Annotated in this window: 30 protein-coding genes; 17 read left to right on the forward strand and 13 right to left on the reverse strand. The window is 73.2% G+C overall.

The annotated features are described in order from the left end of the window. Positions 1 to 125: 125 nt before the first annotated feature. Both ACIRQ9_RS13020 and ACIRQ9_RS13025 read right to left on the reverse strand, forming a co-directional pair. Positions 126 to 1,367 (reverse strand): RICIN domain-containing protein, encoded by a 1,242-nt coding sequence (locus ACIRQ9_RS13020; RefSeq protein WP_404170954.1) that lies wholly within the window; start codon positions 1,365 to 1,367, stop codon positions 126 to 128. Positions 1,368 to 1,492: 125 nt separating this feature from the next. Next, positions 1,493 to 2,107 (reverse strand): VanZ family protein, encoded by a 615-nt coding sequence (locus ACIRQ9_RS13025; protein ID WP_404171732.1) that lies wholly within the window; start codon positions 2,105 to 2,107, stop codon positions 1,493 to 1,495. A 323-nt stretch (positions 2,108 to 2,430) separates the two neighbouring features. On the opposite strand from ACIRQ9_RS13025, the gene ACIRQ9_RS13030 reads away from it, so the two are divergent. From ACIRQ9_RS13030 to ACIRQ9_RS13055, 6 genes are read left to right on the forward strand one after another with little or no spacing between them, the layout of a single operon-like run. Beyond that, positions 2,431 to 2,613 (forward strand): hypothetical protein, encoded by a 183-nt coding sequence (locus tag ACIRQ9_RS13030; RefSeq protein ID WP_404170957.1) that lies wholly within the window; start codon positions 2,431 to 2,433, stop codon positions 2,611 to 2,613. Continuing rightward, entirely contained in the window at positions 2,610 to 3,062 is a 453-nt protein-coding gene (locus ACIRQ9_RS13035) for a monovalent cation/H+ antiporter complex subunit F (RefSeq protein ID WP_404170960.1), read from the forward strand. Before ACIRQ9_RS13030 ends, ACIRQ9_RS13035 begins: the two co-directional genes overlap by 4 nt. Further along, a complete protein-coding gene (locus tag ACIRQ9_RS13040; protein WP_404170963.1) occupies positions 3,055 to 3,309 on the forward strand; it encodes a hydrogenase subunit MbhD domain-containing protein in 255 nt (84 codons plus the stop codon). The genes ACIRQ9_RS13035 and ACIRQ9_RS13040 overlap by 8 nt, the downstream gene beginning before the upstream one ends. Beyond that, positions 3,306 to 4,046 (forward strand): hydrogen gas-evolving membrane-bound hydrogenase subunit E, encoded by a 741-nt coding sequence (gene mbhE / locus ACIRQ9_RS13045; RefSeq protein WP_404170966.1) that lies wholly within the window; start codon positions 3,306 to 3,308, stop codon positions 4,044 to 4,046. The genes ACIRQ9_RS13040 and mbhE overlap by 4 nt, the downstream gene beginning before the upstream one ends. Before the next feature lie 10 nt (positions 4,047 to 4,056). Continuing rightward, on the forward strand, positions 4,057 to 4,404 hold the full coding sequence (locus ACIRQ9_RS13050) for a sodium:proton antiporter (protein WP_404171735.1): 348 nt from the start codon (positions 4,057 to 4,059) through the stop codon (positions 4,402 to 4,404). Further along, complete coding sequence (locus tag ACIRQ9_RS13055; RefSeq protein ID WP_404170969.1) at positions 4,404 to 6,155, forward strand: complex I subunit 5 family protein; 1,752 nt, start codon at positions 4,404 to 4,406, stop codon at positions 6,153 to 6,155. The genes ACIRQ9_RS13050 and ACIRQ9_RS13055 overlap by 1 nt, the downstream gene beginning before the upstream one ends. 14 nt (positions 6,156 to 6,169) lie before the next feature. Here the strand turns inward: ACIRQ9_RS13055 and ACIRQ9_RS13060 are convergent, their stop codons facing one another. Continuing rightward, positions 6,170 to 6,802 carry a DUF4230 domain-containing protein gene (locus ACIRQ9_RS13060; protein ID WP_351327699.1) on the reverse strand — a complete coding sequence of 211 codons (633 nt, stop codon included), beginning with the start codon at positions 6,800 to 6,802 and terminating at the stop codon, positions 6,170 to 6,172. A gap of 214 nt (positions 6,803 to 7,016) precedes the next feature. On the opposite strand from ACIRQ9_RS13060, the gene ACIRQ9_RS13065 reads away from it, so the two are divergent. After that, the gene (locus ACIRQ9_RS13065) at positions 7,017 to 8,207 is read left to right on the forward strand and encodes a cytochrome P450 (RefSeq protein ID WP_404170972.1); all 1,191 of its coding nucleotides are present in this window, start codon (positions 7,017 to 7,019) and stop codon (positions 8,205 to 8,207) included. On the opposite strand, the gene ACIRQ9_RS13070 is transcribed toward ACIRQ9_RS13065, so the two are convergent. After that, on the reverse strand, positions 8,134 to 9,036 hold the full coding sequence (locus tag ACIRQ9_RS13070; protein ID WP_404170975.1) for a helix-turn-helix transcriptional regulator: 903 nt from the start codon (positions 9,034 to 9,036) through the stop codon (positions 8,134 to 8,136). The two genes, ACIRQ9_RS13065 and ACIRQ9_RS13070, sit on opposite strands and share 74 nt — an antisense overlap. A 74-nt stretch (positions 9,037 to 9,110) precedes the next feature. On the opposite strand from ACIRQ9_RS13070, the gene ACIRQ9_RS13075 reads away from it, so the two are divergent. After that, positions 9,111 to 9,827, forward strand: coding sequence for an SDR family NAD(P)-dependent oxidoreductase (locus tag ACIRQ9_RS13075; RefSeq protein WP_404170978.1), 717 nt, complete (start codon positions 9,111 to 9,113; stop codon positions 9,825 to 9,827). Between the two features lie 59 nt (positions 9,828 to 9,886). After that, complete coding sequence (locus tag ACIRQ9_RS13080; protein WP_404170981.1) at positions 9,887 to 10,843, forward strand: ribose-phosphate diphosphokinase; 957 nt, start codon at positions 9,887 to 9,889, stop codon at positions 10,841 to 10,843. A 21-nt stretch (positions 10,844 to 10,864) separates the two neighbouring features. On the opposite strand, the gene ACIRQ9_RS13085 is transcribed toward ACIRQ9_RS13080, so the two are convergent. From ACIRQ9_RS13085 to ACIRQ9_RS13100, 4 genes are all read right to left on the reverse strand, one after another. Further along, positions 10,865 to 11,257 carry an anti-sigma factor antagonist gene (locus tag ACIRQ9_RS13085; RefSeq protein WP_404170984.1) on the reverse strand — a complete coding sequence of 131 codons (393 nt, stop codon included), beginning with the start codon at positions 11,255 to 11,257 and terminating at the stop codon, positions 10,865 to 10,867. A gap of 263 nt (positions 11,258 to 11,520) precedes the next feature. Continuing rightward, positions 11,521 to 12,471: an NADP-dependent oxidoreductase gene (locus ACIRQ9_RS13090; protein WP_404170987.1), complete on the reverse strand. Its 951-nt coding sequence runs from the start codon at positions 12,469 to 12,471 to the stop codon at positions 11,521 to 11,523. Positions 12,472 to 12,605: 134 nt separating this feature from the next. After that, a complete protein-coding gene (locus ACIRQ9_RS13095) occupies positions 12,606 to 13,181 on the reverse strand; it encodes a TetR/AcrR family transcriptional regulator (protein WP_404170990.1) in 576 nt (191 codons plus the stop codon). Continuing rightward, positions 13,178 to 13,540, reverse strand: coding sequence for a DUF1304 domain-containing protein (locus tag ACIRQ9_RS13100; protein ID WP_404170993.1), 363 nt, complete (start codon positions 13,538 to 13,540; stop codon positions 13,178 to 13,180). Before ACIRQ9_RS13100 ends, ACIRQ9_RS13095 begins: the two co-directional genes overlap by 4 nt. 350 nt (positions 13,541 to 13,890) lie before the next feature. On the opposite strand from ACIRQ9_RS13100, the gene ACIRQ9_RS13105 reads away from it, so the two are divergent. From ACIRQ9_RS13105 to ACIRQ9_RS13125, 5 genes are read left to right on the forward strand one after another with little or no spacing between them, the layout of a single operon-like run. Beyond that, a complete protein-coding gene (locus tag ACIRQ9_RS13105; RefSeq protein ID WP_404170996.1) occupies positions 13,891 to 15,705 on the forward strand; it encodes an ATP-binding protein in 1,815 nt (604 codons plus the stop codon). Between the two features lie 5 nt (positions 15,706 to 15,710). Continuing rightward, a complete protein-coding gene (locus ACIRQ9_RS13110; RefSeq protein ID WP_404170999.1) occupies positions 15,711 to 16,121 on the forward strand; it encodes a roadblock/LC7 domain-containing protein in 411 nt (136 codons plus the stop codon). Then, positions 16,118 to 16,516: a DUF742 domain-containing protein gene (locus tag ACIRQ9_RS13115; protein ID WP_404171001.1), complete on the forward strand. Its 399-nt coding sequence runs from the start codon at positions 16,118 to 16,120 to the stop codon at positions 16,514 to 16,516. The genes ACIRQ9_RS13110 and ACIRQ9_RS13115 overlap by 4 nt, the downstream gene beginning before the upstream one ends. Beyond that, the gene (locus ACIRQ9_RS13120; protein ID WP_404171004.1) at positions 16,497 to 17,102 is read left to right on the forward strand and encodes a GTP-binding protein; all 606 of its coding nucleotides are present in this window, start codon (positions 16,497 to 16,499) and stop codon (positions 17,100 to 17,102) included. The genes ACIRQ9_RS13115 and ACIRQ9_RS13120 overlap by 20 nt, the downstream gene beginning before the upstream one ends. Continuing rightward, entirely contained in the window at positions 17,099 to 18,340 is a 1,242-nt protein-coding gene (locus ACIRQ9_RS13125; protein ID WP_404171007.1) for a cytochrome P450, read from the forward strand. The genes ACIRQ9_RS13120 and ACIRQ9_RS13125 overlap by 4 nt, the downstream gene beginning before the upstream one ends. A gap of 10 nt (positions 18,341 to 18,350) precedes the next feature. Here the strand turns inward: ACIRQ9_RS13125 and ACIRQ9_RS13130 are convergent, their stop codons facing one another. After that, on the reverse strand, positions 18,351 to 19,985 hold the full coding sequence (locus ACIRQ9_RS13130) for an amidohydrolase (protein ID WP_404171010.1): 1,635 nt from the start codon (positions 19,983 to 19,985) through the stop codon (positions 18,351 to 18,353). 12 nt (positions 19,986 to 19,997) lie between these two features. Beyond that, on the reverse strand, positions 19,998 to 21,488 hold the full coding sequence (locus ACIRQ9_RS13135) for an APC family permease (RefSeq protein WP_404171013.1): 1,491 nt from the start codon (positions 21,486 to 21,488) through the stop codon (positions 19,998 to 20,000). A gap of 125 nt (positions 21,489 to 21,613) precedes the next feature. Between ACIRQ9_RS13135 and ACIRQ9_RS13140 the strand changes: the two genes are divergently transcribed. Together ACIRQ9_RS13140 and ACIRQ9_RS13145 are read left to right on the forward strand one after the other, a co-directional pair. Further along, entirely contained in the window at positions 21,614 to 22,327 is a 714-nt protein-coding gene (locus tag ACIRQ9_RS13140) for a TetR/AcrR family transcriptional regulator (protein ID WP_404171016.1), read from the forward strand. A 51-nt stretch (positions 22,328 to 22,378) separates the two neighbouring features. Then, complete coding sequence (locus ACIRQ9_RS13145) at positions 22,379 to 22,771, forward strand: VOC family protein (protein WP_404171019.1); 393 nt, start codon at positions 22,379 to 22,381, stop codon at positions 22,769 to 22,771. A gap of 6 nt (positions 22,772 to 22,777) precedes the next feature. On the opposite strand, the gene ACIRQ9_RS13150 is transcribed toward ACIRQ9_RS13145, so the two are convergent. Together ACIRQ9_RS13150 and ACIRQ9_RS13155 are read right to left on the reverse strand one after the other, a co-directional pair. Further along, positions 22,778 to 23,083 carry a DUF4235 domain-containing protein gene (locus tag ACIRQ9_RS13150; protein ID WP_404171022.1) on the reverse strand — a complete coding sequence of 102 codons (306 nt, stop codon included), beginning with the start codon at positions 23,081 to 23,083 and terminating at the stop codon, positions 22,778 to 22,780. A 16-nt stretch (positions 23,084 to 23,099) separates the two neighbouring features. Beyond that, positions 23,100 to 24,116 (reverse strand): glutathione S-transferase family protein, encoded by a 1,017-nt coding sequence (locus ACIRQ9_RS13155; RefSeq protein ID WP_404171025.1) that lies wholly within the window; start codon positions 24,114 to 24,116, stop codon positions 23,100 to 23,102. A gap of 100 nt (positions 24,117 to 24,216) precedes the next feature. On the opposite strand from ACIRQ9_RS13155, the gene ACIRQ9_RS13160 reads away from it, so the two are divergent. Then, positions 24,217 to 25,230, forward strand: coding sequence for a cation diffusion facilitator family transporter (locus tag ACIRQ9_RS13160; protein WP_404171028.1), 1,014 nt, complete (start codon positions 24,217 to 24,219; stop codon positions 25,228 to 25,230). 95 nt (positions 25,231 to 25,325) lie between these two features. On the opposite strand, the gene ACIRQ9_RS13165 is transcribed toward ACIRQ9_RS13160, so the two are convergent. Further along, the gene (locus ACIRQ9_RS13165) at positions 25,326 to 25,775 is read right to left on the reverse strand and encodes a nitroreductase family deazaflavin-dependent oxidoreductase (RefSeq protein ID WP_404171031.1); all 450 of its coding nucleotides are present in this window, start codon (positions 25,773 to 25,775) and stop codon (positions 25,326 to 25,328) included. Between the last annotated feature and the right edge of the window lie 200 nt (positions 25,776 to 25,975).

The following is a 25,975-nucleotide window of genomic DNA, read 5'->3' on the forward strand; positions in this document are numbered from 1 at the left end:
GGTTGGGGGGGGGGGGGGGGGCAAATGTGCCCCGGGGCGCCCCGCGCTGGGGGGGGGGGCGGCGGGGGCGGGGGGGGGGGGCCCGGGCGGGCCCCCCCCCCCGCCCCGGGGGACGGACCGGGTGCTCAGCCCACGGTCCACTTCTGGTTGGCGCCGCCCGTGCAGGTCCAGATCTGCAGCCGGGTGCCGTTGGCCGAGTTGTTGCCCGTGACGTCCAGGCACTTGTTCGCCTGCGGGTTCACGATGTCGTGCGCCGCGGAGACGGCCCACTTCTGCGCGGCGCTGCCGTTGCAGTCGTAGAGCTGGACCGGCGTGCCGTCCGCGGTGCCGGCGCTGGTGACGTCCAGGCACTTGCCCAGCGCGCGGACGGTGCCGTCGCTGCCCACCGTCCACTTCTGGGCGGCGCTGCCGTTGCAGTCGTAGAGCTGGACGGGCGTGCCGTTGGCGGAGTTCGCCCCGGCCACGTCCACGCACTTGCCGGCCAGGCCCTTGATCGCGGCGCCGGTCGCGGTGTCACTCGTCGTCACCGACACGGAGTCCACGACCAGCTGCGCCGGGAAGGCGGTGGAGCTGTTGGGGTCGCCCGGCCAGTAGCCGCCGACCGCGAGGTTCAGGATCAGGAAGAACGGCTTGTTGAACGCCCAGGTGTTGCCGCCCACGTCGGCGGGGGTGCGGGTCTCGTAGGCGACCCCGTCGACCGACCAGGTGATCGAGTTGGGCGCCCAGTCGACCGCGAAGGTGTGGAAGCCGTCCGCGAAGGCCTGCCCGTTCGGCAGTGTGTAGCCGGCGCCTATCCCTGCCGAGCCGGAGTAGCCGGGGCCGTGGATGGTGCCGTGCACGGTGGAGGGTTCAAAGCCGACGTTCTCCATCACGTCGATCTCACCGGAGTTCGGCCAGCCGACCTGTCCGATGTCGGTGCCCAGCATCCAGAACGCGGGCCACATGCCCTGCCCGCGCGGGATCTTCATCCGGGCCTCGACGTGTCCGTACTGGGCGCTGAACTTGCCCGAGGTGTTCAGCCGGGCCGAGGTGTACTGGCAGGTGCCGTACCAGCACTGGTAGTTGGCGGGGTTCTCCTTCTTGGCGGTGATGACCAGGTGGCCCTGGCCGTCGAGGGCCGCGTTGTTGGTGCCGGAGGTGTAGTACTCCCGCTCATGGTTGTTGACGTTGTCGCCGGTCTCCTGGGTCCACTTCGAGGAGTCGACCGCCGAACCGGCGGGACCGTCGAAGGTGTCGGAGAAGGTCGCGGCGGCCGCGCCGGCGCCGGCGGCCTCGGCCCGGTGCGCGGGTCCGACCGCGACGGAGCCGAGGAGCACGGCGGACAGGGCGGCGAGCAGACATCTGCGGAGCGTGCGTGGGGAGGCCACGGCTCATCCTTCCGTACGGCGGCCGGACGCGGGGAGGCGTCCGGCCGAGGTGGGGGGTGAAGGCGTCGCCTCTTGATTTAAGAGATGAGATAAGGGGGGCGTCAATACTTTGGTACGGACCAGTCTCACGCCCGCTGCTTCTTGGGCTTGCGCGCGTGCACCGCGCGGCCGAGCCGCCGGCCCACCAGCAGCCAGCCGATCAGGGCCCCCGAGGTGTTGAGGATGACGTCGTCCACGTCGAAGGCGCGACCCTCGACCAGCAGACCCTGCGCCGTCTCGACCATCAGCATCACGAACGCGGTGAGCAGCAGCACCCCGAAGAAGCCCCGGGCGCGCGGCACCAGGACCGGCACGATGATCCCGAACGGCACGCCGAGCACGATGTTCCCGCCGATCTGCTTGACGGCGTCGCGCAGGGCCGGCTGGTCCAGGTAGATCTTGAGGGACTCGCCCGGATGCAGATTGGTGTGGGCGATCGACACGGACGCCGGGGACGGATCCAGCGTGAGCCGGGCCAGCACGACGGCGAACGCCACCATCGCCGCGAACGCGAACAGCATCGCCAGGATCCGCAACGGCAGCGGGAGCGGACGGCGTTCGGTCCCGCTGGGCCTGGCGGTGCGGGCCGCCCTGCCGGTCCTGCCCGTCCCGCCGGTGCGGCCCTTCTTCCCGGGCGCGGCCTTCGCGGCGGGAGCGGGCCCGGCGCGGCGCACGCCGACGGCGCGGGCGACCCTGCCCAGTGCGCCGGGCCTGCCGGTCTCCTTGTCCCCGTTCGTCCCGTCGTTCTTCTCGGCCCTGGTCGCGCGCAGGCGCGAGACAGCACTGGCCATCGGATCCTCCATTGTCAACAGTCCGGCGTGCTAGCCCAGTTACCCCGGAACCGTCCGGAGATTCCCGCCCGTCGGCAGTGGCCGCCGATATCTGCCCGAGGTTTCCGGCCGCTTTCCCCGGGCACTGGGGACCCGTTCCCGCGTGCCGCCGCTCTCCGTAGCGGAGGCGGTGCTTGGATGCCGAAAGCGGCGAAACGGTCACCACGTCGCAAGGCGACCCGAGGAGGCGGCGCATGACCGGACGTACGGCACTCGTCGCCACGGCCGAACTGATCAGCTGGTGGGCCGGACTGAGCCTGTTCTGGCTGGTGCTCATCGGCGCCGTCGACACCCTGGAGCGCGTCGTCGGCGCGAGCGCGGCGGCCGTCGGCGCCCTCGCGGCCAGGGTCGGCCGGCAGGCGGTGAGTCATCGGTGAACGGCTGGATCCTGGCCGCGACCGTCCTGCTGGCGGGCGGTGCGGGCACCGCCCTGTGGGCGGTCGCCACCGGCCCGCTCGGGCGCCGGGTGACCGGTCAGAACCTCGCCACCTCCGCGGTCTGCCCCGGCCTGCTGCTGCTCGCCCAGGGCTATGGCCGTCCGTCCTACGTCGATCTCGCCCTGCTGACGGCACTGCTCGGCCCGGTCGGCACGCTGGTCTTCGCCCGGCTGCTCGCGGACGAGCTGGCGGACGAGCGGCCCGCCGCCCGGCGCCTGACCTGGGCGGCGGCCGGGATCGGCGCACTGGTCGTGGTGGTGCTGTGCGCGGTCGCGGGACCGGGGCGGGCCGCGGTGAAACTGCTGGTCGTCGGGGCGCTGCTGATCGGCGGGAACCTGATCGCCTCCCGCGCGCTGTCCGGCGGGTTCCGGGAGGTGCGCGGTGGCTGACGCGGTGATCGTCGTCGCGCTGCTCCTGACGGCCGCCTCGGCGACCGTGGCCGTGGCGACCCGCGACCCGGCCCGCCAGGCCCTGGTGCTGTCCCTGCTCGGTCTGGTCCTCGGCGTCCTGTTCACCGTGGTCCAGGCGCCCGACGTCGGCCTCTCCCAGCTCGCCGTCGGCTCCGCGCTCACCCCGCTGCTGATCATGCTGGCGGTCCGCAAGGTGCGGCGGCGCGGCCGGACGGACGACACGTGACCCGGCGCCTGCGGCTGTGGCTGCTGGCCGTCGGCGGCGCGGGCCTCGCCGCCCTGCTGGTCGCCGCCTGCCTCGACCTGCCGTCCTTCGGCGGCCGCAGCCACCCCTACGGCGACCGCGCGGTCCGGGCCGCCCTGGCCCGGCACACCGCCAACGTCATCTCCTCGGTCAACTTCGACCAGCGCGCCTACGACACCCTCGGCGAGATGAGCATCCTGTTCGCCGCCGTCCTCGGCTGCGCGGTCCTGCTGCGCCAGACCCGCGACGAACACCGGGCCGCCCCGGCTCCCGCCGAGGTGGCCCGGCCCGTCCGCCGGTACGCCCTGCTCGTGCTCCCGGTCGCCGTGGTCACCGGCCTCTACGTCATCGCGCACGGCCAGCTCAGCCCCGGCGGCGGATTCCAGGGCGGAGTGGTCGCCGCCACCGCCCTGCACCTGCTCTACCTCGGTGCCGACTACCACGCCCTGGAACGCGTCCGCCCGATCGCCGTCTTCGAGGTCGCCGACGCCCTGGCCGCCTGCGCCTACCTCGTGCTGGGCCTCTCCGCACTGCTGGCCGGCGCGTCCTTCCTCGCCAACACGCTCCTGCCGTACGGGACGTTCAACACGCTGTCCTCCGGCGGCCAGGTGCCCCTGCTCAACGCGGCCATCGGCATGGAGGTGGCGAGCGGGGTCGTCGTCCTGCTGGCCGGCTTCCTCGACCAGGCCGTCGAGATCGTGGACGAGAACGGGAGTTGAGCCGCCGGTGATGCACGTCCTCCCCTACCTGGTCGCCGTCTGGATCTTCCTGACCGGCTGTTACGGACTGGCCACCAGCCGGAACCTGATCCACGCGGTCGGCTGCCTGGCCGTGGTGCAGTCCTCGACGTACGTCCTGCTGCTCGCCGTCGGCTACCGCGACGGCGGCACCGCGCCCGTCTTCTCGGACCTCAGGCCCGGTACCCGGCCGCTGGTCGACCCGGTGGTGCAGGCCCTCGCCCTGACCGACGTCGTCGTCGGCGCGGCCGTCACCGCGCTGCTGCTCGCACTGGTCCTGCAGATCGCCAAACGGCACGGCACGGTCGACCCCGACGAACTGACGGAGCTGCGCGGCTGATGTCCCCCCTGCTGCCGCTGCTCGTGGCCGTCCCGCTGCTCGGCGCCACCCTGCTGGTGGCCGGCGGCCGCCGCCTGCACCGGTTCCTCGCCGAGAGCTTCGCCTGCGCGGTGTCCGCGGGCACCTGCGTCCTCGCGCTGGTCCTGCTCCTCCACTCCTCGCCGCCGCTCACCGAGTGGGTCGGCGGCTGGCGCCCGGTCGGCGCCGAGAGCGTCGGGATCGTCCTGACCGGAGACGGCCCGGCGCTCGGCATGGCCGCCCTCGCCTCGCTGCTGACCCTGGCCGCCCTGGTGTACTCCTGGCGCTACTTCGCCGAGCCGCCGCACCGGCACGCGGGCTCCTTTCCGGCGCTCATGCTGGCCTTCCAGGCCGGGATGTGCGGCTTCGCCCTGGCCGGCGACCTGTTCAACGCGTTCGTCTTCTTCGAGCTGATGGGCGTCGTCGCCTACGCGCTGACCGGCTACCGCATCGACGACGCCAAGGCGGTGCAGGGGGCGCTGACCTTCGGCGTGGTCAACTCGCTCGGCGCGTACTCCATGCTGACCGGCATCGCCCTGCTGTACGCCCGCACCGGTCAGCTGAACATGGTGAAGATCGGACAGGGCCTGGACGCGCGCCACCGGCCCGACGCCCTGGTGCTGGCCGCGTTCGTCCTCGTGCTCACCGCCCTGCTGGTCAAGGCGGCCGCCGTCCCCTTCCACTTCTGGCTCCCCGACGCCCACGCGGTCGCCCCCACCCCGGTCTGCATACTGCTGTCCGGAGTCATGGTCGAGTTCGGCGCGTACGGCGTGTGGCGGGTGTACGGCACGGTCTTCGCCGGACCCGGCGGCATCCCGGCGGCCGACCTGGAACGCGCCCTGGTGGTCCTCGGCACGCTCACGGCCGCGCTCGGCGCGTTCATGTGCTGGCACCAGCGGCACATCAAACGGCTGCTGGCCAACTCCACGATCGCGCACACCGGGCTGTTCCTTGTGGGCCTAGGCGTCCTGACCCCGGCGGGCGACTCCGGGACCGCCCTGTACCTGCTCGGGCACGCAGGGGTGAAGGCCGCGCTGTTCGCCTGCGCCGGGATCCTCCTGGACCGGTACGGCAACGTCGACGAACGCGCGCTGCACGGCCGGGGCCGCGACCTGCGCACGGTGGGCGTCCTGTTCACCGTCGGGGCGCTGGCCCTCGCGGGGCTGCCGCCGTTCGGCACGGGGCTCGGCAAGTCGGTCGCCGAGGAGTCCGTGGGCGCGCCGCTGACCGTGCTCTACGTCGTCGTGTCGGCGGTGACGGCGGGAGCGGTGCTGCGGGTCGCCGCCCGGGTCTTCCTCGGCCTGGGGGAGAGGCCTCCGAAGGGCGACGGGTACGAGACCACCGGGGCCGACGAGGAGCCGGAGACCGAGAGCCGGCTCGGGCGGATCCCGGCCACGATGACCGCCGTCCCCGCCGCGCTGCTGGTCGGCGCCCTCGCCGTGGGCGTCGCCCCGGGCCTCCCGGAGGCGGTGGCCCGTGCCGTGGACGACGGCAGGACCCCGGCCGGCGTCCACTGGACGTCCACCGGGGTCCTGCTGGGCTGCCTGTCCACCCTCCTGGCCGTCGCTCTGGCCGCCCTCGCGGTCGGCCGCCCCGGGCTGCTGGTGGCCCGGGGACGGGCTCTGCCGCTGCGCCGCCTGCAGTCCGGGCACCTCGGGGACTACGTGGCCTGGCTGCTGGTCGGCGCCGCGGCGCTCGGGGCGCTGGCCCTTCCGGCCGTGCTGGGCGGCTGATCACACGGCGCCGGTCAGACCGTGCCGTAGGACACGTGCACCTCCGTGAAGCCGAGCGAGTGCAGCAGGCCCTCCAGCATGTCGGTGGTGTTGGTCTCGGCGCGCGTGGTCAGACCACTGGACTTGGCCGCGTCCGAGATGTGCTTCACCGCCAGCTTCTGCACCGCCTGCTCGCTGTTCGGGTTGTCCGAGAACAGGTCGCCCAGCCGGTCCAGCAGACCGCGCTGCTTGGAGACGGCGTACGAGTGGTCGGCGTCGAGGGTGGCCTTGCCGAGCTGCGCGTGCGGCAGCCGGATGGTGGCCTCGGTGCGGTCGTCGTTGACCGTCACGTCCTTCGTGCCGATCTTCCCGAGGTCGACGTAGGAGTCGACGTTGCCCGCGCCGACGTACAGGGTGCGGGTGCCGCGGATCGCGCTCGGCAGGTACTTGGCGTCCTTCTCCAGGTCCACGACGACCTGGAAGTTGCCCGAGGCCGCGTCGTAACGGCTCATGTCCTGGATGGACTTGAGCAGTGCCGGACCGGTGTTGTCACGGGTCTCCGTGCCGAACAGGTCCTTGATGCCCGGTAGCACCGCCAGCTTGATCCCGGCGAACAGCACCACGAGCACCAGCAGGAACGCGGTGAGCAGTTTCGCCCAACCGGGCATGCGCCGGGGCCGGGCCTTGACAGGAGTCTCCTGCGCGGAGGTCTCCTTGGTCTCCTTGGTGGAACTCGCCATGTGACGGTCCTCCTTTCCCACGACACGAATGCCCGCCGAACGCCGTGCCAGACCGTGTTGTTGGCTGATTGAGACAGCTGACGCCGGACTGATACACGCTTTAGCGTGGTGTGACCTCCCGTCGGCGCGCGAGGAGTCCCGGATGACCGCAGACAGCACCTCCCGGCCCCTTTGTCCGATGCACCGCACGACGTTTCCCGAGTCCGGCCCGCCCCGGCTCGGCACCCTGGCGACCGGTACCCCGGTGTGGCTGGTGACCCGGTACCACGACGTCCGCCAGGTGCTCATGGACCAGCGCTTCGACCGCCGCTCCCTGCACACCGGGGACGCTCCGCCGCTGCTCGCCGTACCGAACCTGCTGAGCGATCCCGACGGGCTGGTCAACCAGGACGGTCCGGCCCACCAGCGGCTGCGCGGCACGGTGCAGCGGGCCTTCACCCCGCGGTCCGTGGCCCGCTGGCGGCCGTGGGTGGCCTCGGTGGTCGAATCGCTCCTCGGCGAGCTGGCCGCGGCGCCGCGCCCCGCCGACATCGTCGAGGGGTTCACCCGGCGGCTGCCGGTGGCGGTGATCTCCCGGCTGATGGGACTCGACCACATCGACGGCGAGCGCATCCGGCACTGGGCCGACCACGCGCTGTCCGGCGGCGCGCACAGCGCCGGCGAAGTCGCGGCCGCCATGGACGAGTTCCGGACCTTCGGCGCCGAACTGGTCGCGCGGCGCCGGGCCCGGCCCGGCGACGACCTGGTCAGCGGGCTGGTGGCGGCGGGGGACTCGCTCGGCATCGAGGACCGCCGGCTCGTGCGCCTGGTCTGCGGACTGGTGGTCGCCGGGCACGAGACCACGATGTCCGCGCTCGGCAACATCGTCGTCTACCTCCTCACCGACGGGCACGCCGACTGGCCGTCGCTCGCGGTGGACGAGGAGGCCGCCGCGACGGCCGCGGAGCAGCTGCTGCGGACCGTGCCGCTCAGCGAGGGCCGGGTGCTGCCCGGGCTGCTGCGCAGGGCCGTCGAGGACGCGGTGGTCGGCGGCGTCCGCATCCCGGCGGGCAGCGTCGTCGCCGTGCAGACCGCCTCGGCGGGCCGTGACCCGGGTGTTCATCCGCCGGGTCCGCCCGACCTGACGGCGCCGCTGCCGGTGCCGAGCGTGGTCTTCGGAGCGGGGCCCCACCACTGCCTGGGCGCCTGGCTGGCCCGCCTGGAGATCACCCTCGCGCTGCACCGGCTCGCCGTCCGCTTCCCGGGCCTGCGCGCCGAGTTCACGCCCGCGACGATCGAGTGGCGCGAGGGCCAGATGACCCGCAGCCCGAGGCACCTGCTCGTCTCCTGGTGACCCGCGGGCCGGCCTGGAGCCGCGCCGCCAGTTCCGCGAGCCGGTGGGCCGACGGCGTGCCCGGGTCGGCCGTGACGAGGACGACCTCCTGGTCGTCCTCGGGGACCAGCAGGACGTCGCAGTTCAGCCGCAGCCGTCCGAGCTCCGGATGGTCGATGACCTTGGTCCGGTGGCCCGGGGCGTACACCGGGTGGGCCGCCCAGATCTGCCGGAACTCCGCGCTGTCCGCGTGCAACTCGTCGAGCAGCGAGGCGAGTTGTTCGTCGTGCGGATACCGTTCCGCGGCCCGCCGCAGCCGCGCCACCACGACCTGGCCGAACTCCCCGGCGGTGGAGCCGGCGTACATCGCGCCCTGGCCAAGGAAGCGCCGCCGCGCCAGGTTGGTGGTACCGCGGCCGAGGTCACCGCCGAACAGCAGCGCGGCCAGCGGGTTCCAGGCCACCAGGCCGTAGCAGGCGTCCGTGACGATCGCCGCGGTGCCGGGCAGCCGCTCCAGCATCCCGGCCACGTGCGGGCGCACCCGCCTGACCGCGGCGGGTGCGGCCGGCGGCGCGGGCCAGTCCGCCAGCCGGAAGAGATGGCCGCGCTCGGCGGGAGCCAGCCGCAGCGCTTCCGCCAGGGCCTCCAGGACGCGTGCGGAGGGCCGCGGACCGCGGGCCTGCTCCAGCCGGACGTAGTAGTCCACGGACATGTGGGCCAGCTCCGCGACCTCCTCGCGCCGCAGGCCGGGCGTCCGGCGCGCGGTGGCGCCCGGTGTCAGCCCGACCGTCCCCGGAGCCAGCGCGGCGCGGCGCTCCCGCAGGAAGCGCGCCAGTTCCCGCCTCGCCATCCCGCCGCCTCCCGGTTCTGCCTGGTACAGACGGTCCCTGGCAGGACGGACCCGGCCGGGGAACCGTGGCTGTCATGAACGATCGCACAGCACTCGTCACCGGTGCCAACAAGGGCATCGGCTTCCACGTCGCCCGGCTCCTCGCCGAACGGGGCTTCCGCGTCCACGTCGGGTCCAGGTCCGCCGAGCGCGGTGAGCGGGCCGTGGCCGAGATCGGCGGCGGCGCGCGGCTCCTGGAGCTGGACGTCACCGATCCCCGCGGCGTCGAGCGGGCCGCCGCGTCCGTCGACCGCCTCGACGTCCTGGTCAACAACGCCGGCGTCCAGCCGGTCACCGGCCCGCCCACGGCGACCGGCGTCGAGGACCTCCGCCGGACCTACGAGGCGAACGTCTTCGGCGTCCTCGCCGTCACCAACGCCTTCCTGCCCGCACTGCGCCGCGGGGCGCACCCGCGCGTGGTGAACGTCTCCAGCGGCACCGCGTCCCTCACCTGGAGCACCCACCCCAATCCGCAGTTCGCCCACGGCAGCCCCAGGTCGGCCGCCTACCGCTCCTCCAAGGCGGCGCTCAACGCGCTCACCGTGTTCTACGCCCAGGAGCTGGCCGAGGACGGCATCAAGGTGAACGCCCTCGCGCCGGGGCGGCGGGCCACCGACCTGGTCCCGGGTGCGGCCGCGGGCGGCGGCGATCCGGCGGAGGCGGCCGAGGCGGCCGTGGGGCTGGCGCTGCTGCCCGACGACGGGCCGACCGGCGGGTTCTTCTCCTTCGACGGCACACTCGTCCCGTGGTGACAGCACGACGGTCCGTAGCATGAACGCATAACCCGTATTGATCATGCGAGGAGCGGATCGTGCGAGACATCGCCGTCTTCAGCGGCAGCGCCCACCCCGAGCTGGCCGAGGAGGTCTGCGCGCACCTCGGGGTGCCGCTCAGTCCGACGCGGGTCAGCCGGTTCGCCAACGACTGCCTGGAGGTACAGCTCCAGGCGAACTGCCGGGAGCGGGACGTCTTCCTGATCCAGCCCCTGGTCCGGCCGGTGCAGGAGCATCTGGTGGAGCTGCTGCTGATGTGCGACGCGGCGCGCGGCGCCTCGGCCGGCCGGATCACCGTCGTGATGCCGCACTACTCCTACGCCCGCTCGGACAAGAAGGACGCCCCGCGCATCTCGCTCGGCGGCCGTCTCGTCGCCGACCTGCTGGTGGCCGCCGGCGCGGGCCGCGTCCTCGCCATGGCCCTGCACGCCCCGCAGGTGCACGGCTTCTTCTCGGTGCCGGTGGACCACCTGCACGCCCTGCGGGAGCTGGCCGCGCACTTTCGGCGGTACGACCTGTCGCGCACCACCGTCGTCTCGCCGGACCTCGGCAACGCCAAGGAGGCGGCCGCCTTCGCCCGGCTGATCGGCGCCCAGGTGGCGGCGGGCGCCAAGCAGCGGTTCGCCGACGACCGGGTGATCATCAGCTCCGTGATCGGAGAGGTGGCCGACCGGGACGTCATCGTGCTCGACGACGAGATCGCCAAGGGCAGCACGGTTCTCGAACTCCTGGAGCGGCTGCGCGAGCTGGGACCCCCGCGGTCCATCCGGATCGCCTGTACGCACGGGCTGTTCGCGGCCGGTGCGCTCAAGCGGCTGAGCGAGCAGCCGGACGTGCTGGAGATCGTCTGCACCAACACGGTGCCGGTGCCCGTGGAGGAGTACACCGACAAGCTGCGGATCCTGTCGATCGCCCCGGCGCTGGCCGAGGCCGTACGCCGGATCCACAACGGTGAGTCCGTGAGCGCCCTCTTCGACGAGCCGCGCGACGTCTAGCCGGGCCGGCCCGACGGGACGTCACAGCGAGCCGGACGTGGCCTCCGGCCGGCCGAGGGCCGCGTCCAGGGTCGCCAGCGGCGGCAGCAGCTGCGACAGCCCGGTCACCCGCAGCATCCGCAGGGTCAGCGGGTGCGCGCACACCAGCTGGAGCTGGCCGCCGCGCTCCAGCACCCGGCCGCGGGCCCGGTACAGCAGCCGCAGTCCCGAGCAGTCGAAGAAGTCGACGGGGAGCAGGTCGATCACCACCCGGGTGCTCTCCCGCGCGGTCACCCGGTCCAGGTGGGGCGCCATCTCGGTCGCCGCCGCGATGTCGATCTCACCCCGGAACTCCAGCACCGTGCATCCGCGGTCCTGGCGGATGCGCAGATGCCGGGTGTGCGGTCCGGAGTCCCGTCGGGGTTCCTGGCGCACGACGGCATCACCTCCCACCCCAGCGGCCCAATTCCGTTACCCGCCCAGCAAGTTACCCTCGATGGAGGGAATTTGAGCATGTTCGATTGACATATGTCTGCTGGTTTGGTGCGCCAATTTCTGTGGCGTGCGCGACAGTCGGAGAACGGGCACGTGGGAGCGGTCCCACCGCGCGGACGACGGAAGCGCGGGCGACGGAACATGAGCACGGGCGCGACCCGCACGCCCGTGCTCATGATCTTCTACGGCGGATTCCCGCCGGGTCAGTCCACCACCAGGACCAGCTTCCCCGTGGTCCGCCCGGTGCCGCCCACCTCGTGCGCCTTGGCGGCGTCGGTCAGCGGGAAGGTCCCCGCGACGGTGGCGCGCAGCTTCCCCTCCTCCACCAGCCCGGCGACCGCGCGCATCCCGGCCCGGTCGGCGTCCACCAGCATCCGCACCGCCCGCACACCGAGGCGCGCGGCCTCGTCGTAGAGTTCCGCGGAGCCCAGCGGCACGATCGACACCAGGATCCCGCCCGGCCGCAGGGTGCGCAGCGAGGCGACCGAGGTGTCGCCGCCGATCGTGTCGAGCACGACGTCGGCGTCCCGCACCGTCTCCGTGACGTCCACCGACCGGTAGTCCACCGGCTCGTCCACGCCGATCTCGCGCAGGAAGTCGTGCTTGGCGGCGCTCGCCGTGCCGATCACGTAAGCGCCGCGCGCCTTGGCGATCTGCACCGCCACGTGGCCGACTCCGCCGGCCGCCGCGTGGATCAGCACCCGCTGCCCTGGCTGGACGTCGGCGTTCTCCACCAGGGCCTGCCAGGCGGTGAGCGACACCAGCGGGAGCGCGCCCGCCTGGACGTGGTCAATCCCGGCCGGCTTCGGCACCAGGGCGCGGGCGGGGACGATCACGTACTCGGCGTGGGTGCCGTGGCCGAACGGGTAGGGCGCCATCCCGAAGACCTCGTCGCCGGGCCGGAAGGCCGCGACGCCGATCCCGATCTCCTCGACGGTGCCCGAGACGTCCCAGCCGAGGACGAACGGCGGCTTGCCGAGGAAGCCGCCGCTCTCCCGGTGCTTCCAGTCGGTGGGGTTGAGCCCGGCGGCCCGTACCCGGACCAGTACCTCGTTGGGGCGCGGCGCCGGCCGTGCCATCTCGATCACCTTGAGGACCTCGGGTCCGCCGAGGACGTCCTGGCTGATCGCGCGCATCGTGTTCACATCGTTCATGGTCACCCAGCCTGCCCGGACGCGCGAGTTCAGGAAATGGCACGATGGCCAACCTTCGATGGAATCGTGCCAGCGCGGGTATCGCCGCCCGAACCGGTGCCGACGGGCCTCCGCCCGCGCCGGCGGCGGCCGTCTCAGCGGCTCATGTGCAGGGCGACCAGCAGCTGCCAGACCTGGTCCGCCACCTCGCCGGGGCCGGCGTCCAGCAGGCCGTGCAGCCAGTCCGCCAGCACCCCGGCGAACGTGGCGGCCACCGCCGAGGCCACCAGCGGGGCGTCCCCGGCGCCGGCCAGCTCACGTTCGGCCAGGCTGCGGGCCCGCAGGTCCCGGTGCAGCACCCGGCCCAGCGGACCGCCGCCACCGGGTGCGAGCAGCTCCCGGTACAGCTCCCTGTGCGCGGCCAGCCCCGCGAAGAAGTCCCGCAGGGCCGGTGGCGCGTGCACCGGATCGGGTCGGCCCCGCCAGGCGTGCAGGGCGTCCACGGCGTCCCGTACGACGTCCGCGCAGGCGTCCACCGCCAGCGCCTCCAGGTCGTCGTAGTGCACGTAGAAGGTGGCCCGGCCCACCCCGGCCCGGCGCGCCAGCGCGGCCACGCCCAGCTCGGCGAGCGGCCGCTCGGCGCACTCCGCCAGCAGGGCCGCGCGCAGCCGGGCCCGGGTGCGCGCGGCCCGCGGGTCCTCGGCGGCGGGGCGGGGCGGCGGGGCGGTCACCGGGCGGCGAGGACGGCGGCCAGGGCGAGGGCGCCGGGCAGCGCCTGCGCGAACAGGATCCGCCGGTTGGCGGTGACCGCGCCGTACACCCCCGCGACCACCACGCACGACAGGAAGAACACCTGGGCTCGGAAGCCCGTCGGGTCGGCCGCCGCCAGTCCCCACACCAGGCCGGCGGCCAGGAACCCGTTGTAGAGACCCTGGTTGGCGGCCAACGGCGCGGTCCGCCGGGCCAGTTCGGCGTCGAAGCCGTGGAAGCGCATGCCCGGCCCCTTCTGCCACAGGAACATCTCCATCACCAGGATGTACACGTGCAGCGCGGCTATCAGCCCGACCAGCACATCCGCCACGATTCCCATGATCGCGAGCCCTCCCTCGGTCCTGAACAGGTGTCCACTATAGCTGGACAGGTGTCCAGGAGCGCACGGGGCCGCCGAGGGTCCCGCCGTGCGGCGCGAACCGGCAAGTGCCGTGCCGGTGGCGGGACTTGTCGATGTGCCGCCATCCGGCGGGGCGCGACGGAACCTTCACGTCCGCTGCTCGTCGAGGTTGATCCTTTCGGGTTCAAACCCGATAGGCTCCATTCGTCACGGCGAGTTGACGCACCCCGGCGCGGGGGGCCGTCCCGTCGTGCGCACTCGTGACCGCGACTGTCGCACCACGGTGCCCTGTTCGCCGTTGTCCGATCGTGTTGCCCAGAAGGATGCTGATGGAACTCGCCTCTTCGCGGCCGGCGACACGGGTGCCCGTCGCCTGGCACGGCTGGTGGCTGATGCCGCTGGCCCTGGGAGGAGGGACGGCCGCCGCCACGTTCATGAGCCCCGGGCGCCCGGCCGTGGCCGCCGCCGGCGCCGCGGCCACCGCGGCGTGCGCCGTCTGCGTACGGCTGCTGATCCGCTCGCGGCGCCGACTGCGCCTGGCCGACGAGGCGTTCCGCACCTCCCGGACCGAGCAGACCCAGCAGTGGCAGCAGCATGTCGCGGGCCTGGAGCGGAAGTTCTCCGTCGAGCGCGCCCTGTTCGAGGACCGGCTGGCCGAGGAGACGGCCGCCTTCGACGCGCGGCTGGCCGAGGAGACGGCCGCCTTCGACGCGCGGCTGGCCGAGGAGACGGCCGCCTTCGACGCGCGGCTGGCCGGGCAGAGCGCCCACTACGAGACCCGGCTCGCCGAGCAGGCGAGGGCGTACGAGGAACGGCTGGGCGCCCAGACCGAGTCCGCCGCGGCCCAGCTCGCCGACCAGGCCGAGGTCTGGCAGGAACAGCTCTCGCACGAGCGGGCCGCGATCGCCCGGCTCGCCGGGGAGCAGCTGCCCGAGGCGCTGCGCCGGCTGCGCGCCGGTGCCGCCGTCGACGACCTGCTGCCGGAGACCGAGCAGTGCGCCAGGGTCGACAAGGAACTCCAGGCCGACCTGCGCCGCATCCTGCGTACCTCGCTGATCGGCGTGGAGGAGGAGTTCAACCGCTCCACCGCCGCCGAACAGGCCGTCGTCAGCATCGGCAACCGCATCCACGTCCTGACCGGCAAACTGCGCGGCCGGCTGCACGAGATGCAGGGCGAGCACGGGCGGCTGCCCGCCGTGGCCCGCGGACTCATGGAACTCGACCAGGAACTGGGTCCCGCCGACTCGCTCGCCGCGAGCATCGCCGTGCTCGGCGGCTCGGACCGTCCGGGCCGCCAGTGGCAGGAGCCGCAGCGGCTGCTGAGCGTGGTGCGCGGCGGCATCGGCCGGATCAAGGACTTCCACCGCGTCGAGGTCCGGCACCTGCCCGAACTCGGCGTCGACGGCGGCCTGGTGGACCACCTCACGCTGATCCTCGCCCACCTGCTGGACAACGCGGCCCGCTACTCGCCGCTCACCGAGCTGGTCGTCGTCTCCGGCAAGGCGGTGACCAACGGCGTCGGCATCGAGATCCAGGACTCCGGGAAGGGCCTGAGCGAGGAGAAGAAGCGCGAGGCCGAGCTGATCCTGGCGGGCACCGGGGCGGGACCCGGCATCGGCGGCATCTCCGAGGACGCCACCGTCGGACTGCGCGTCGTCGGCATCCTCGCCCGCCGCTACGGCATCCGGGTCACCTTCGCCGACTCGCCCTGGCTCGGCACCTCGGTGGTCGTCGTCGTCCCGCACAAGTACTTCGGTCCGCTGCCCGTCACCCGGCCTCCCGCGAGGCCGGCCGCCGCGGACGCGCCCGGAGCGCAGGCCCACGGCACGGCCGCCCCGCCGGAGCCCGGCGAGGCGGCCGACACCACCCCGGGCGGACTGCCCCGGCGGCGTCCCAGCCGCCGCGCGGGGGAGGAGCGGACCGAGGCGCGCCCCGCGCGCACGGAGGCCGTCGCGTTCACCGCCGTCCCGTCGGAGGAGTCCTTCGCCGGGCTGGCCGCCTTCGCCGCCGCGGCCGAGGCCGCCGGCGACCGCGGACCGGCCGCAGACCAGGACGACCCAGCGGGGGCAGCCGCGCCCCGGACCGGCGCCGACGACGCCGCCGGACCCGGGTTCGCCGAGCACCGCACTGAAGAGAGCGACTAGTTCACATGACGCAACAGGGAACCGACGTGAGCTGGGCGCTCCGCGACCTGGTGGAGAGCATCCCGGAGATCCGCTTCGCGCTCGTGGCCTCCAGCGACGGCAAGGCCATCACCTCCTTCGGCGCCGACGACCCCGACGACGTGGACCGCTTCGCCGCCGTGGTGGCCGGACTGCAGGCCCTCGCCCTGCCGGTGGCCGAGCAGTTCCCCCGGTACGCCGGGCAGTTGCGGCTGGCGATGATCGAGGTCGACGGCGGTCACCTCTTCGTCGTACGGGCCGGTGTGGAGACGTATCTCGGGGTCCTCGCCCGCGAAGGCCTCGACCAGGGGCTGCTCGGGCACCAGATGCGGGACGTCTCCCGGCGGATGGGCGAACTGCTCGGCACCTCTCGGCGCCTGGATGAGCGCTCTGGATGAGCGCTCCCGGCCGGCCGGCGGACCCCGGGCCCCGCTCGGGCAGCAGGGACCCGCACGGGCTCGAACGCTATTACGTCCTCACGGGCGGACGCAGCGGGCCGGGCGCAGCGGCGGCGAGCCTCGACGTGGCGACCCTCGTCGTCTCCCGCACGGCCCCCGCGCCGGGGATGCAGTACGAGCACGAGGAGATACTCCGGCGCTGCCGTGAACCGCTGTCGGTGGCCGAACTCGGCGCCCATCTCGGACTGCCCTTCAACATCGTCGCGGTGCTGCTGTCCGACCTGCTCGACGCGGACCGGATCGAGGTCCGCGACCCGATCCCGGCACACCGCGCCGGACGCGGCCCGGACCTCGCGCTGCTCCAGGAGGTACTCAGTGGACTGGAAGGGATTTGAGCGGCCCGGTGACGCCGACACCGGCGGGACCCGCTCGGTCAAGGTGATGATCGCCGGCGGGTTCGGCACGGGGAAGACCACCATGGTCGGCTCCGTCAGCGACATCCGGCCGCTGACCACCGAGGAGACCCTCACCCGGGCCGGCGCCGCCGTCGACCACCTCGTCGGTGTCGCGGACAAGGCCGAGACCACCGTCAGCCTCGACTTCGGCAAGATCGGCCTCAACGACAGCCTGGTGCTCTACCTGTTCGGCACCCCGGGACAGGAGCGGTTCTGGTTCCTGTGGAACGGCCTGTTCAAGGGCGCGCTCGGCGCGGTCGTCCTGGTGGACACCCGGCGGCTGTCCTCCAGCTTCCGGGCGATCGAGGAGATGGAGCGGCAGGACGTGCCCTTCGTCGTCGCCCTGAACATGTTCCCCGACGCCAGGGAGCATCCCGTCGAAGAGATCCGGGACGCCCTCGACATCGCCGCGCACATCCCGGTCGTGGCCTTCGACGCCCGCGACCGCGCCTCCAGCCGTGACGTGCTCGTCGCGCTCGTCGAACACCTCCGGGACCGCCCGCGCGCAGCCCTGGAGCCCCGATGACCACACCGCCGTACGGTCCGCGGGCCGCCGGCGGCTGCCCGGTCGCCCACGGCACGGACGTCACCCGCCTCCACGGACCCGACGCGACCGGCGACCCGCACGCCGTCCACGCCCGGCTGCGCGAACGGTACGGTGCCGTCGCCCCGGTCCTGGTGGACGGCGACGTCCCCGCCTGGCTGGTGCTCGGCTACCGGGAGATCCGGCGGGTGCTGGAGAACCCGCTCCAGTTCGGCCGGGACCCCCGCATCTGGCGGGAGCGGCGGGAGGGCCGGATCGCGGAGGACTCGCCGCTGGCGCGACGGGTGGGCCGCCCCGACGGCGTCCGCCAGGACGGCGAACCGCACCGCAGGCTGCGCGCCGCGGTCACCGACAACCTGCTGGCGGCGGCGGGGCGCGGGATCCGACGCCATGTCACGCACTTCGCCGGCCGGCGGATCGACGCCTTCGCGGACGCCGGCCGGGCCGACCTGGTGGCGGACTTCGCCGCGGACCTGCCGATGCTGGTGCTCACCCGCGTCCTCGGGCTCACCGGGAACGAGGGACGCGTCCTCGCCGAGTCCTGCGCACAGGCCGGCGAGGGCGGTCCGGACGCCGTCGCGCACGACGAGCGGATCGAGGGCGTCCTCGCCGGGCTCGTCGCCCGCAAGCGGGCGGAGCCCGGCGCCGACTTCGCCACCGGGCTCATCGCCCATCCCGCGGACCTGGACGAGGACGAGACCGTCCAGCTCCTGCGGTCGGTGCTGGTCACGGCCCACACCGCCACCGGCGACCTGCTGGCCCGCGTGCTGGAGGCGGTCCTCACCGACCCCGGGGTGCACTCCGGGCTGGTCGGCGGGGAGCTGGACATCACCTCGGTGGTGGAGGAGGTGATGTGGGACTCCCCGCCGCTCGCCGTCCTGCCCGGCCGGTTCGCCACCGGCGACCTGGAACTCGGCGAGCAGCGGATCCAGGAGGGCGACCTGCTGCTGCTCGGCCTGGCGGCCGGCAACCGGGACCCCTCGATACGCCCGGACTCCGGGGTCTCCCTGGCCGGCAACCACGCGCACCTGGCGTTCGGCGCCGGACCGCACGAGTGCCCGGGACAGAACATCGCCCTGGGCATCGTCGAGACGGCCGTGCACGTCCTGCTGCACCGGCTGCCGGGACTGCGCCTCGCGGTCCCGGCCGGCGACCTCACCTCGACGGCCTCCGCCTGGGAGTCCCGACTGGACGGCCTGCCCGTCGAGTTCGACGTCTGAGCGGCCGCGCTCAGCCCTCCCGGGCCGTGTACACCGCGGTGCCTCCCACGTAGGTGTGCGTCACGCGAGCGTCCGCGATCTCCTCAGGAGCGCCGGCGAACGGATCGCGGTCCAGCACCACCAGGTCCGCGAGCGCCCCGACGGCCACCCGGCCGGTGTCGTCGAGGTGGTTCACGTACGCCGATCCCGCCGTGTAGGCGGTGAACGCGTCCCGGAGCCCGATCCGCTCCCCGGCCAGGAACACCGGCGCGCTGCCGCCCGGTTCGACGCGGTTCACCGCGACATGGATGCCCTGGAGCGGGTCGGGGCTGCTGACCGGCCAGTCGCTGCCGGCCGCGAGCCGTGCCCCGGAGCGCAGCAGCGAGCCGAACGGGTACTGCCAGGTGGCCCGTTCGGATCCCAGGAAGGGGATCGTCAGCTCGTCCATCTGCGGTTCGTGCGCGGCCCACAGCGCCTGGATGTTCGCGGTGGCACCGAGCCCGGCGAACCGCGGCACGTCCGCGGGGTGCACCACCTGGAGGTGCGCCAGGTGGGGCCGGGTGTCGCTGGGCCCGTTGGCGGCGCGCGCCGCCGCCACGGCGTCCAGCGCGTCCCGTACGGCACGGTCGCCCAGCGCGTGGAAGTGGCACTGGAAGCCCAGCGCGTCCAGCTCGGTGACGTAGGCGGGCAGGCGCGCCGGGTCGATGAAGCTCTTGCCGCGGTTGGCCGTGGCGCAGCCGCACGTGTCGAGGTAGGGGTCCAGGAGCGCGGCCGTGCCGTTCTCGGCGACCCCGTCGAGCATGAGCTTCACCGAGCCCGCCCGGAACCGGCCGTGGCTCGACGCGGCCCGCCGCTCGACGAGTTCGGGTATCTGCTCGGCGCCGCGCTCCCGGTCCCACCACAGCGCGCCGACGACCCGCGCGGTCAGCGAACCGTCCCGGGCCGCCGTCAGGTAGGCCTGCGCGGGGTCGTCCATGCCGAGGAAGTCACCGACCAGCGCGTCCTGCCAGGCCGTGATGCCCAGCGCGTGCAGGTACCGCTGGGCGTGCAGCAGGGCCGCCAGCCGGTCCGCCGGTGTGGCGGGCGGCGCGAGACGGCCGACCAGCTGCATCGCGCCCTCCTGGAGCGTGCCGCTCGGCGCGCCGGACGCGTCCCGCTCGATCCGCCCGTCGGCCGGATCCGGCGTGTCCCGGTCGATCCCGGCCAGCTCCAGGGCGCGGCTGTTGACCCAGGCCCCGTGATGGTCCCGGTTCGGCAGGTACACCGGGCGGTCCGGTACGGCGGCGTCCAGCAGCTCACGGGTCGGGGTGCCGCCCTCGAACGCCTCCATGGACCAGCCGCCGCCCAGGATCCACGCCCGCTCCGGATGCGCCTCGGCGTAGGCGCGGACGGCGGCCACGGACTCCTCGGCGGTCCGCAGCCCGGTCAGGTCGCACTGGCTCAGCTCCAGGCCCGCCGGCAGCGGATGGACGTGCGCGTCCTGGAAACCGGGCAGCAGCAGCCGTCCGGCGAGATCGACCACCTCGGTGCGCGGCCCGGCCAGCTCGCGCAGTTCCCCGGCGGGTCCGACGGCGGTGATGTACTCACCGGTGACGGCGACGGCACGGTCCGCGGGGCCCTCGGGGGTGAGGACGGGACCGCCGGTGAAGAGCAGATCTGCGTACATCGTTCCTTTTCCTCAGTTGGTGGTGAGCAGCTGGGGTGCGTCGGCGTCCGTGCCCGCTCCGGTGCGGAAGTACGGGGAGCGGCGCACGTACTTCGCCCACCCGGCCGCGACGAACCCGGACGCGATCATCGCCAGCGGGGTGGTCAGCAGGAACCAGCCGTTGTCCGCGCTGACCTCGAAGTGGTCGGCGGAGGTGTAGAAGGACCAGCCGAGGTAGCCGCCCAGGCCCAGCAGCGCGCAGGCGCTCAGCGTCGGCAGCACCACCGCCCGGACGCCCTGGCGCCAGTCCTCGCGCAGCAGCGCCCGGAAGCGCACGGCGGCGGCCAGCGCGGTGAGCGCGTACGACAGGGCGACGACGATGCCGACCGCGTTCACCGTCGCCATGATCATGTCGGCGAGCCTCGGGATCACCAGGGCCAGCACGGCGACCGCCGTGGCCGCGGCGCCGATGAGCAGGGTGCCGGCCGCCGGAGTGCCGTAGCGCGGACTGACCCGGGCCCAGACCGGCCCGAGGGTCCGGTCCCGGCTCATCGCGAACATGCCGCGCGCCGTCGGGATCACCCCGGCCTGGAGCGAGGCCATCGCCGAGAACATCAGCGCCACCAGCGGCAGCGCCGCCCACGGCTGGGCGGCGAGCCGGTCGCCGAAGAACGCCAGCCCCTCGGCCCCGTGCCCGGCCAGCTCCCGCTCCGAGAGGACGCGCTGGAACGCCACCGAGCCCAGCAGGAACAGGCCCAGCATGGTCACCAGAGTGATCAGCCCGGCCCGGGAGGCGTCCCGCGGCTCACGGACCTCCTCGTTGACGCTGAACGCGGCCTCGAAGCCCCAGTAGCAGAACACCGAGAGGAGCAGCCCCTGCGCCAGCGCCGTCGCGGAGGGGATCGCGAACGGGTCGAACCAGCTCAGGCTGAAGGGATGCGGTCCGGTGATGATGCCGTAGCCGCAGAAGCCGAGCAGCACCACGTACTCGAAGACCAGCAGCCCGGTCTGGAGCCGGGCCGCGGTGCGGATGCCGGTCACCGCGGTGAGGGTGACCGCGACCAGCACGACGATGCCGACGGCCGTGGTCTGCGCCGTCGAACCGGGGTCCAGGACGAGGCCGCCGACGCGGTGCATCCCGGCCTCGCCCGCCAGCTGGAGCATCGCCGAGCCGGTCACCGCCGTGGTGTACGCGAGGAAGGCCACCGTGGCCACGATGTTCACCCAGCCGACCATGAAGCCGAGCCACGGATTGAGCGAACGGCCCACCCACACGTAGCCGTTGCCCGCGTTCGGCTCCACCCGGTTCAGGCGGGAGTAGGCCCCCGCGATGCCGAGCACCGGCAGGAACGCCAGCAGCATGATGGCCGGCAGGTGCAGCCCGACCACCCCGGCCGTCACCCCGAGGCCGATGCCGATGCTGGTGGTCGCGGCCGTGCTGGACGCGGCGACCGCGACGCCGTCCAGGACGCCGAGGGACTTGCGCAACTCAGGGGGGTCGACTGTGTAGGGCTTGTCGGGCATGGCCGGAACTCCGCTCGCACCTGGGGGCCGGACCTGGTCGGCCCCGGTGACCGGACATGAAACTGCCGGTGCACTTCACAGGTCAACGGTGTTGTCATAAGGTCGCCGCCAGGAAGGGAGCCCGCATGAGCGAACGAGTCGTCCCGGCCGCCGACCGGCGGCGCAGACGCCCCACCAGACAGGGCGTGGTCCTCTCCGAGGAACTGATCGTCGAGACCGCGCTGCGGTTGATCGAGGAGCACGGCGCCGAGGCCCTGTCGGTGCGCCGCCTCGGCCGCGCCCTGGGCGCCGACCCCAGTTCGCTCTACCGCTACTTCCGGCACACCGACGACCTGATGCTGGCCGTCGCCGACGAGCTGATCGGCCGTACGCTGCACGCCTGGCGGCCCACCGGCGACTGGCGCGCCGACCTGCGCGACCTGGGCCTGCGCATGCACGCGGGAGCGCTCGCCCATCCCCGGGCGGCGGTGCTCAGCGCGCACCGGGTGACCGGGCGGAGGTACGAGATCCAGGCCGTCGAGACCATCCTCGGGGTGCTGCGCGACGCCGGTTTCCCGGACGCGGAAGCGGTCCGCGTCTACCACGCCTTCGTCGACCAGGCCCTGGCCTACAGCGCCCTCGACTCGGCCAACACGGCGCTGCCCGCGGCCGCCCGCGAGGCCGAGGCGGACGTGTGGAAGGCGACCTACGCCCGGCTGCCCGCCGACACCCACCCGCACATCGCGGCCACCGCCCGCCATCTCGTGGCCTCGATGCGGGACAGCTCCTACCCGGCCGCCCTGGAACTGCTCCTCACGGCGGCCGAGGCCCGCCTCGCCCGCACGCGCGTCCGGGACTGAATCCGGCGGCCGGGGACATCCGCACTCCAAGGATCCGTCCAGGGAGGAAAAATGGCACTGGTGAATGCGGCCGTCGTGGTGCTCGACTGCGCCGAACCCGAGAAACTCGCGGTCTTCTACCGGGAGTTGCTGGATGGCCAGGACGGCGAGGCGTCGGCCAACCTGGTCGAGATCCGCACCGCCGGCGGCTTCCGGATCGCCTTCCGGCGCGACGTCAACGCGACCCCGCCGAGCTGGCCGCGGCCCGAGAACTCGCTCCAGGCGCACCTCGACTTCCTGGTCGAGGACCTCGACGAGGCCGAGCTGCGGGTGGTCGGCCTCGGCGGCCGGCCGATCGAGACGAAGGACGCGGCCGGGCCGTACGAGGAGCGGGGGTACGCCGACCCGGCCGGACACTCCTTCACCCTGCGCCTGGTACCGTCCACGGCACCCAAGCAGGGCTGAACCCCTTCAGTCCCGGCCGCCCTTGCGGGTCGCCGGCCACGTCCCGGTGGACCGCTCGATGGCGGTGGCGCCGGTGCGGTCCACGGCACTGCGCACCACCGCGAAGACGGCGCCCTGGAGCGCCGCGGCCAGCAGCACCTCGCCCCAGCCGCGGTCACGGTCCAGGGCGTCCGGCGCGTCCTCCTCGCCGCGCAGCGCCATCCAGGTCCGGCGGAAGGCCAGAGCGCCCAGCGCTCCGCCGGCCCAGCTCAGCACGAAGCCGACCGGTGCGTAGACGAGAGGGAGCTTCTGCTTCTTCCTGCGTTTGGCCATGCCTGCCTCCGCGTTGTCAGGGCCGCCCCGCGACCGGGATCCGCTCGGCCGCCGGCACCGGGCCGGGCGGCGTGCCGTCCCCGAAGGGCCGACCGCCCAGCTGCTCCCGGTGATGGGGCGTCAGCCACCCGGCGGGATCCGGGCCGAGAGGTACGATACGGGTGGGGTTGATGCCGGTGTGCACCTGGTAGTAGTGCCGCTTGATGTGGTCGAAGTCGACGGTGTCACCGAATCCCGGCGTCTGGTAGAGATCCCTCGCGTACGCCCACAGCACCGGGTTCTCCGTCACCTTCCAGAGATTGCACTTGAAGTGGCCGTGGTACACGGCGTCGAACCGCACCAGCGTGGTGAACAGCCGGATGTCCGCCTCCGTGATCGTGTCGCCGACCAGGTAGCGGCGCCCGGCCAGCCGTTCGGCGAGCAGGCCGAGCCGCCGGAACACCGCCGTGCAGGCCTCCTCGTACACCTTCTGCTCGTGCGCGAACCCGGCCCGGTAGACACCGTTGTTGACGTCCTCGTAGATCTCGTCCGTCACCGCGTCGATCTCGTCCCGGTGCCGGGCCGGATACAGGTCCGGTGCCCCGTCCCGGTGCAGCGACGTCCACTCGGTGGCCAGGTCCAGGGTCAGCTGCTGGTAGTCGTTGGTGACCAGCCGCCCGCTCGGCACGTCCACGATCGCGGGCACGCTCACACCGCCCGGGTAGCCGGTCTCCCTGCGGTCGTAGGCCTCGCTGAGGAAGCGGATGCCGAGCACCGGGTCACGGTCGTCGGGATCGAGGGTGAAGCGCCAGCTGCGGTCGTCCTGGACCGGATCGGTGACGGCCAGCGACAGGGCGCTTTCCAGGCCGAGCAGCCGCCGGGAGACCAGCGCCCGGCTCGCCCACGGACAGGCACGGCTGACCACCAGCCGGTAACGCCCGGCCTCGACCGGCCAGCCGTCCCGGCCGTCCGCCGTGATCCGGTCCGCGAAGTGACTGCGGGACCGCGAGAACGCCCTGCGTCCCAGCGAGGTGTTGCCGCCTTCGTCGCTCATGCCGACTCCTCTGCGTGCCCGATACGCTGTGTTTGCCGATGTTCCCCGATTCGCGCCGCGCGCACGGTGTGATCGGGCCGGGCCGGGGCAGTCGGCCGACGTGAGTGGGACTACGTCGAAAGAACAGCGGCAGGAACACGCGGGCGACCGGGCGCAGGGGTCCGCGGGGCGGTCGAACGCCGACCGCAGCACCCGGCTGACCGTCTTCGTGGCGCTCGCCGCCAACCTGGTGATCGCCGCGGCCAAGGCCGTCGGGGGAGTGGTGGCGGGGTCGCCCGCGCTGCTGTCCGAGGCGGCGCACTCCGTCGCCGACAGCCTCAACGAGGTGTTCCTGCTGGCGGCCCTGCGCCGCAGCCGCCGCCCGCCGGACGAGAGGCACCCCTTCGGCTACGGCAAGGAGCGTTTCTTCTGGTCCCTGCTGGCGGCCGTCGGGATCTTCGTCATGGGCGGCTGCTTCTCCGTCTTCCAGGGCGTGGAGGCGCTGCGCAACGGCGCGGACGAGACGCACAGCGGGTACGTGGCGGGCCTTATCGTGCTGGCCGTCGCCCTGGTGGCCGAGGGCGCCTCGCTGTTCAGGGCGCTGCACCAGGCCCGCGGTGAGGACCGGGGGCTGAAGGACCCGGCGCTGCGCACGGTCGTCGCCGAGGACGGCACCGCGGTGCTCGGCGTGCTGTTCGCGATGGCCGGCATGGCCCTGCACATGGTCACCGGGCAGGTCGTCTGGGAGGCCTCGGCCTCCCTGGCCATCGGCGTCCTGCTGGTCTTCGTGGCCTACCGGCTGGGCGCCGACGCCCGCGCCCAGCTGATCGGGGAGGCGGCGGACCCGGAGCTGAGCGGCAGAATCCGCGAGCGGCTGGCCGAGGAGCCCGAGATCGACAGCGTGGAGGCGCTGTACACGATGAAGCTCGGCCTCGACGCGACCCTGGTCGCGGCCCGCGTCGACCTGGTGCCCGGTCTGGACAGCGAGGAGGTCGAGGACGTGCTGGTGCGCATCAAGCGGTCCCTGGACGAGGAGTTCGGCGAGACCGACCAGATCTTCCTCGACGTGACCGACCGCATGGCGCGGGAGGCGACGGAAAGCCCCGCCGCGACGGGGGAACGCGGCGGGGCCTGACATTCCGCTGCCCGGCACGACGCCGGTCCATGCCTCCGGGAAACAGATTTTTCTAGATTCCGACGTTCCCCGGCCGGAAAGGATTCCCGGAACCGTCAGTTCCCCCCGTGCGGCTCCAGCACGAACACCGGGATCTCCCGGTCGGTCTTCTTCTGGTACTCGGCGTAGGGCGGATAGGCGGCGACCGCCCGGTCCCACCACTCGTCCTTCTCCGCCCCGGTGATCTCACGGGCGGTCATGTCCTGCCGGACCGGCCCGTCCTGGAGCTCCACCAGCGGCTGCGACTTCACGTTGTAGTACCAGACCGGGTTCTTCGCCGCTCCGCCCTGCGAGGCGACCACCGCGTACTTCCCGTCGTGCTCCACCCGCATCAGCGGCGTCTTGCGGATCTTCCCGCTCTTCACCCCCAGGGTGGTCAGCACGATGACGGGCAATCCGGTGTCCATCAGGGTCGTGCCCTGCGTCCCGCCGGAGCTCTCGTACAGCTCGACCTGCTCGCGTACCCAGGCCGTCGGGCTGGGCTCGTACTCGCCCTCAAGAGGCATGAGGTCCGTCCCCTCGTCGCTTCCAAGACTGACGGCACGATTCAACACCGCGAGCGCTCCGGATCATCCACACGACACCGAGCCCTCCTCACTTCCTTGGTCATCGCACGTACCGCACGGCACGCGCACAGTCGTGGACACACCGTCAGGACCGGCACCGGAGACAGTCCCACCCCCAGGGCCGTCCGCGGGTGCCGGTC

This window comes from Streptomyces sp. NPDC101237 (assembly GCF_044767465.1).
Lineage (GTDB): Bacteria > Actinomycetota > Actinomycetes > Streptomycetales > Streptomycetaceae > Streptomyces > Streptomyces gramineus.

What these genes read in the sequence shown, in the direction of transcription:
- ACIRQ9_RS13030 (WP_404170957.1), top strand. Translation starts at nt 2,431, where the DNA reads ATGACCGGACGTACGGCACTCGTCGCCACGGCCGAACTGATCAGCTGG.
- ACIRQ9_RS13050 (WP_404171735.1), top strand. Translation starts at nt 4,057, where the DNA reads ATGCACGTCCTCCCCTACCTGGTCGCCGTCTGGATCTTCCTGACCGGC.
- ACIRQ9_RS13055 (WP_404170969.1), top strand. Translation starts at nt 4,404, where the DNA reads ATGTCCCCCCTGCTGCCGCTGCTCGTGGCCGTCCCGCTGCTCGGCGCC.
- ACIRQ9_RS13060 (WP_351327699.1), bottom strand. Translation starts at nt 6,802, where the DNA reads ATGCCCGGTTGGGCGAAACTGCTCACCGCGTTCCTGCTGGTGCTCGTG.
- ACIRQ9_RS13065 (WP_404170972.1), top strand. Translation starts at nt 7,017, where the DNA reads ATGACCGCAGACAGCACCTCCCGGCCCCTTTGTCCGATGCACCGCACG.
- ACIRQ9_RS13070 (WP_404170975.1), bottom strand. Translation starts at nt 9,036, where the DNA reads ATGGCGAGGCGGGAACTGGCGCGCTTCCTGCGGGAGCGCCGCGCCGCG.
- ACIRQ9_RS13075 (WP_404170978.1), top strand. Translation starts at nt 9,111, where the DNA reads ATGAACGATCGCACAGCACTCGTCACCGGTGCCAACAAGGGCATCGGC.
- ACIRQ9_RS13090 (WP_404170987.1), bottom strand. Translation starts at nt 12,471, where the DNA reads ATGAACGATGTGAACACGATGCGCGCGATCAGCCAGGACGTCCTCGGC.
- ACIRQ9_RS13100 (WP_404170993.1), bottom strand. Translation starts at nt 13,540, where the DNA reads ATGGGAATCGTGGCGGATGTGCTGGTCGGGCTGATAGCCGCGCTGCAC.
- ACIRQ9_RS13105 (WP_404170996.1), top strand. Translation starts at nt 13,891, where the DNA reads ATGGAACTCGCCTCTTCGCGGCCGGCGACACGGGTGCCCGTCGCCTGG.
- ACIRQ9_RS13110 (WP_404170999.1), top strand. Translation starts at nt 15,711, where the DNA reads ATGACGCAACAGGGAACCGACGTGAGCTGGGCGCTCCGCGACCTGGTG.
- ACIRQ9_RS13115 (WP_404171001.1), top strand. Translation starts at nt 16,118, where the DNA reads ATGAGCGCTCCCGGCCGGCCGGCGGACCCCGGGCCCCGCTCGGGCAGC.
- ACIRQ9_RS13125 (WP_404171007.1), top strand. Translation starts at nt 17,099, where the DNA reads ATGACCACACCGCCGTACGGTCCGCGGGCCGCCGGCGGCTGCCCGGTC.
- ACIRQ9_RS13130 (WP_404171010.1), bottom strand. Translation starts at nt 19,985, where the DNA reads ATGTACGCAGATCTGCTCTTCACCGGCGGTCCCGTCCTCACCCCCGAG.
- ACIRQ9_RS13135 (WP_404171013.1), bottom strand. Translation starts at nt 21,488, where the DNA reads ATGCCCGACAAGCCCTACACAGTCGACCCCCCTGAGTTGCGCAAGTCC.
- ACIRQ9_RS13140 (WP_404171016.1), top strand. Translation starts at nt 21,614, where the DNA reads ATGAGCGAACGAGTCGTCCCGGCCGCCGACCGGCGGCGCAGACGCCCC.
- ACIRQ9_RS13145 (WP_404171019.1), top strand. Translation starts at nt 22,379, where the DNA reads ATGGCACTGGTGAATGCGGCCGTCGTGGTGCTCGACTGCGCCGAACCC.
- ACIRQ9_RS13150 (WP_404171022.1), bottom strand. Translation starts at nt 23,083, where the DNA reads ATGGCCAAACGCAGGAAGAAGCAGAAGCTCCCTCTCGTCTACGCACCG.
- ACIRQ9_RS13155 (WP_404171025.1), bottom strand. Translation starts at nt 24,116, where the DNA reads ATGAGCGACGAAGGCGGCAACACCTCGCTGGGACGCAGGGCGTTCTCG.
- ACIRQ9_RS13165 (WP_404171031.1), bottom strand. Translation starts at nt 25,775, where the DNA reads ATGCCTCTTGAGGGCGAGTACGAGCCCAGCCCGACGGCCTGGGTACGC.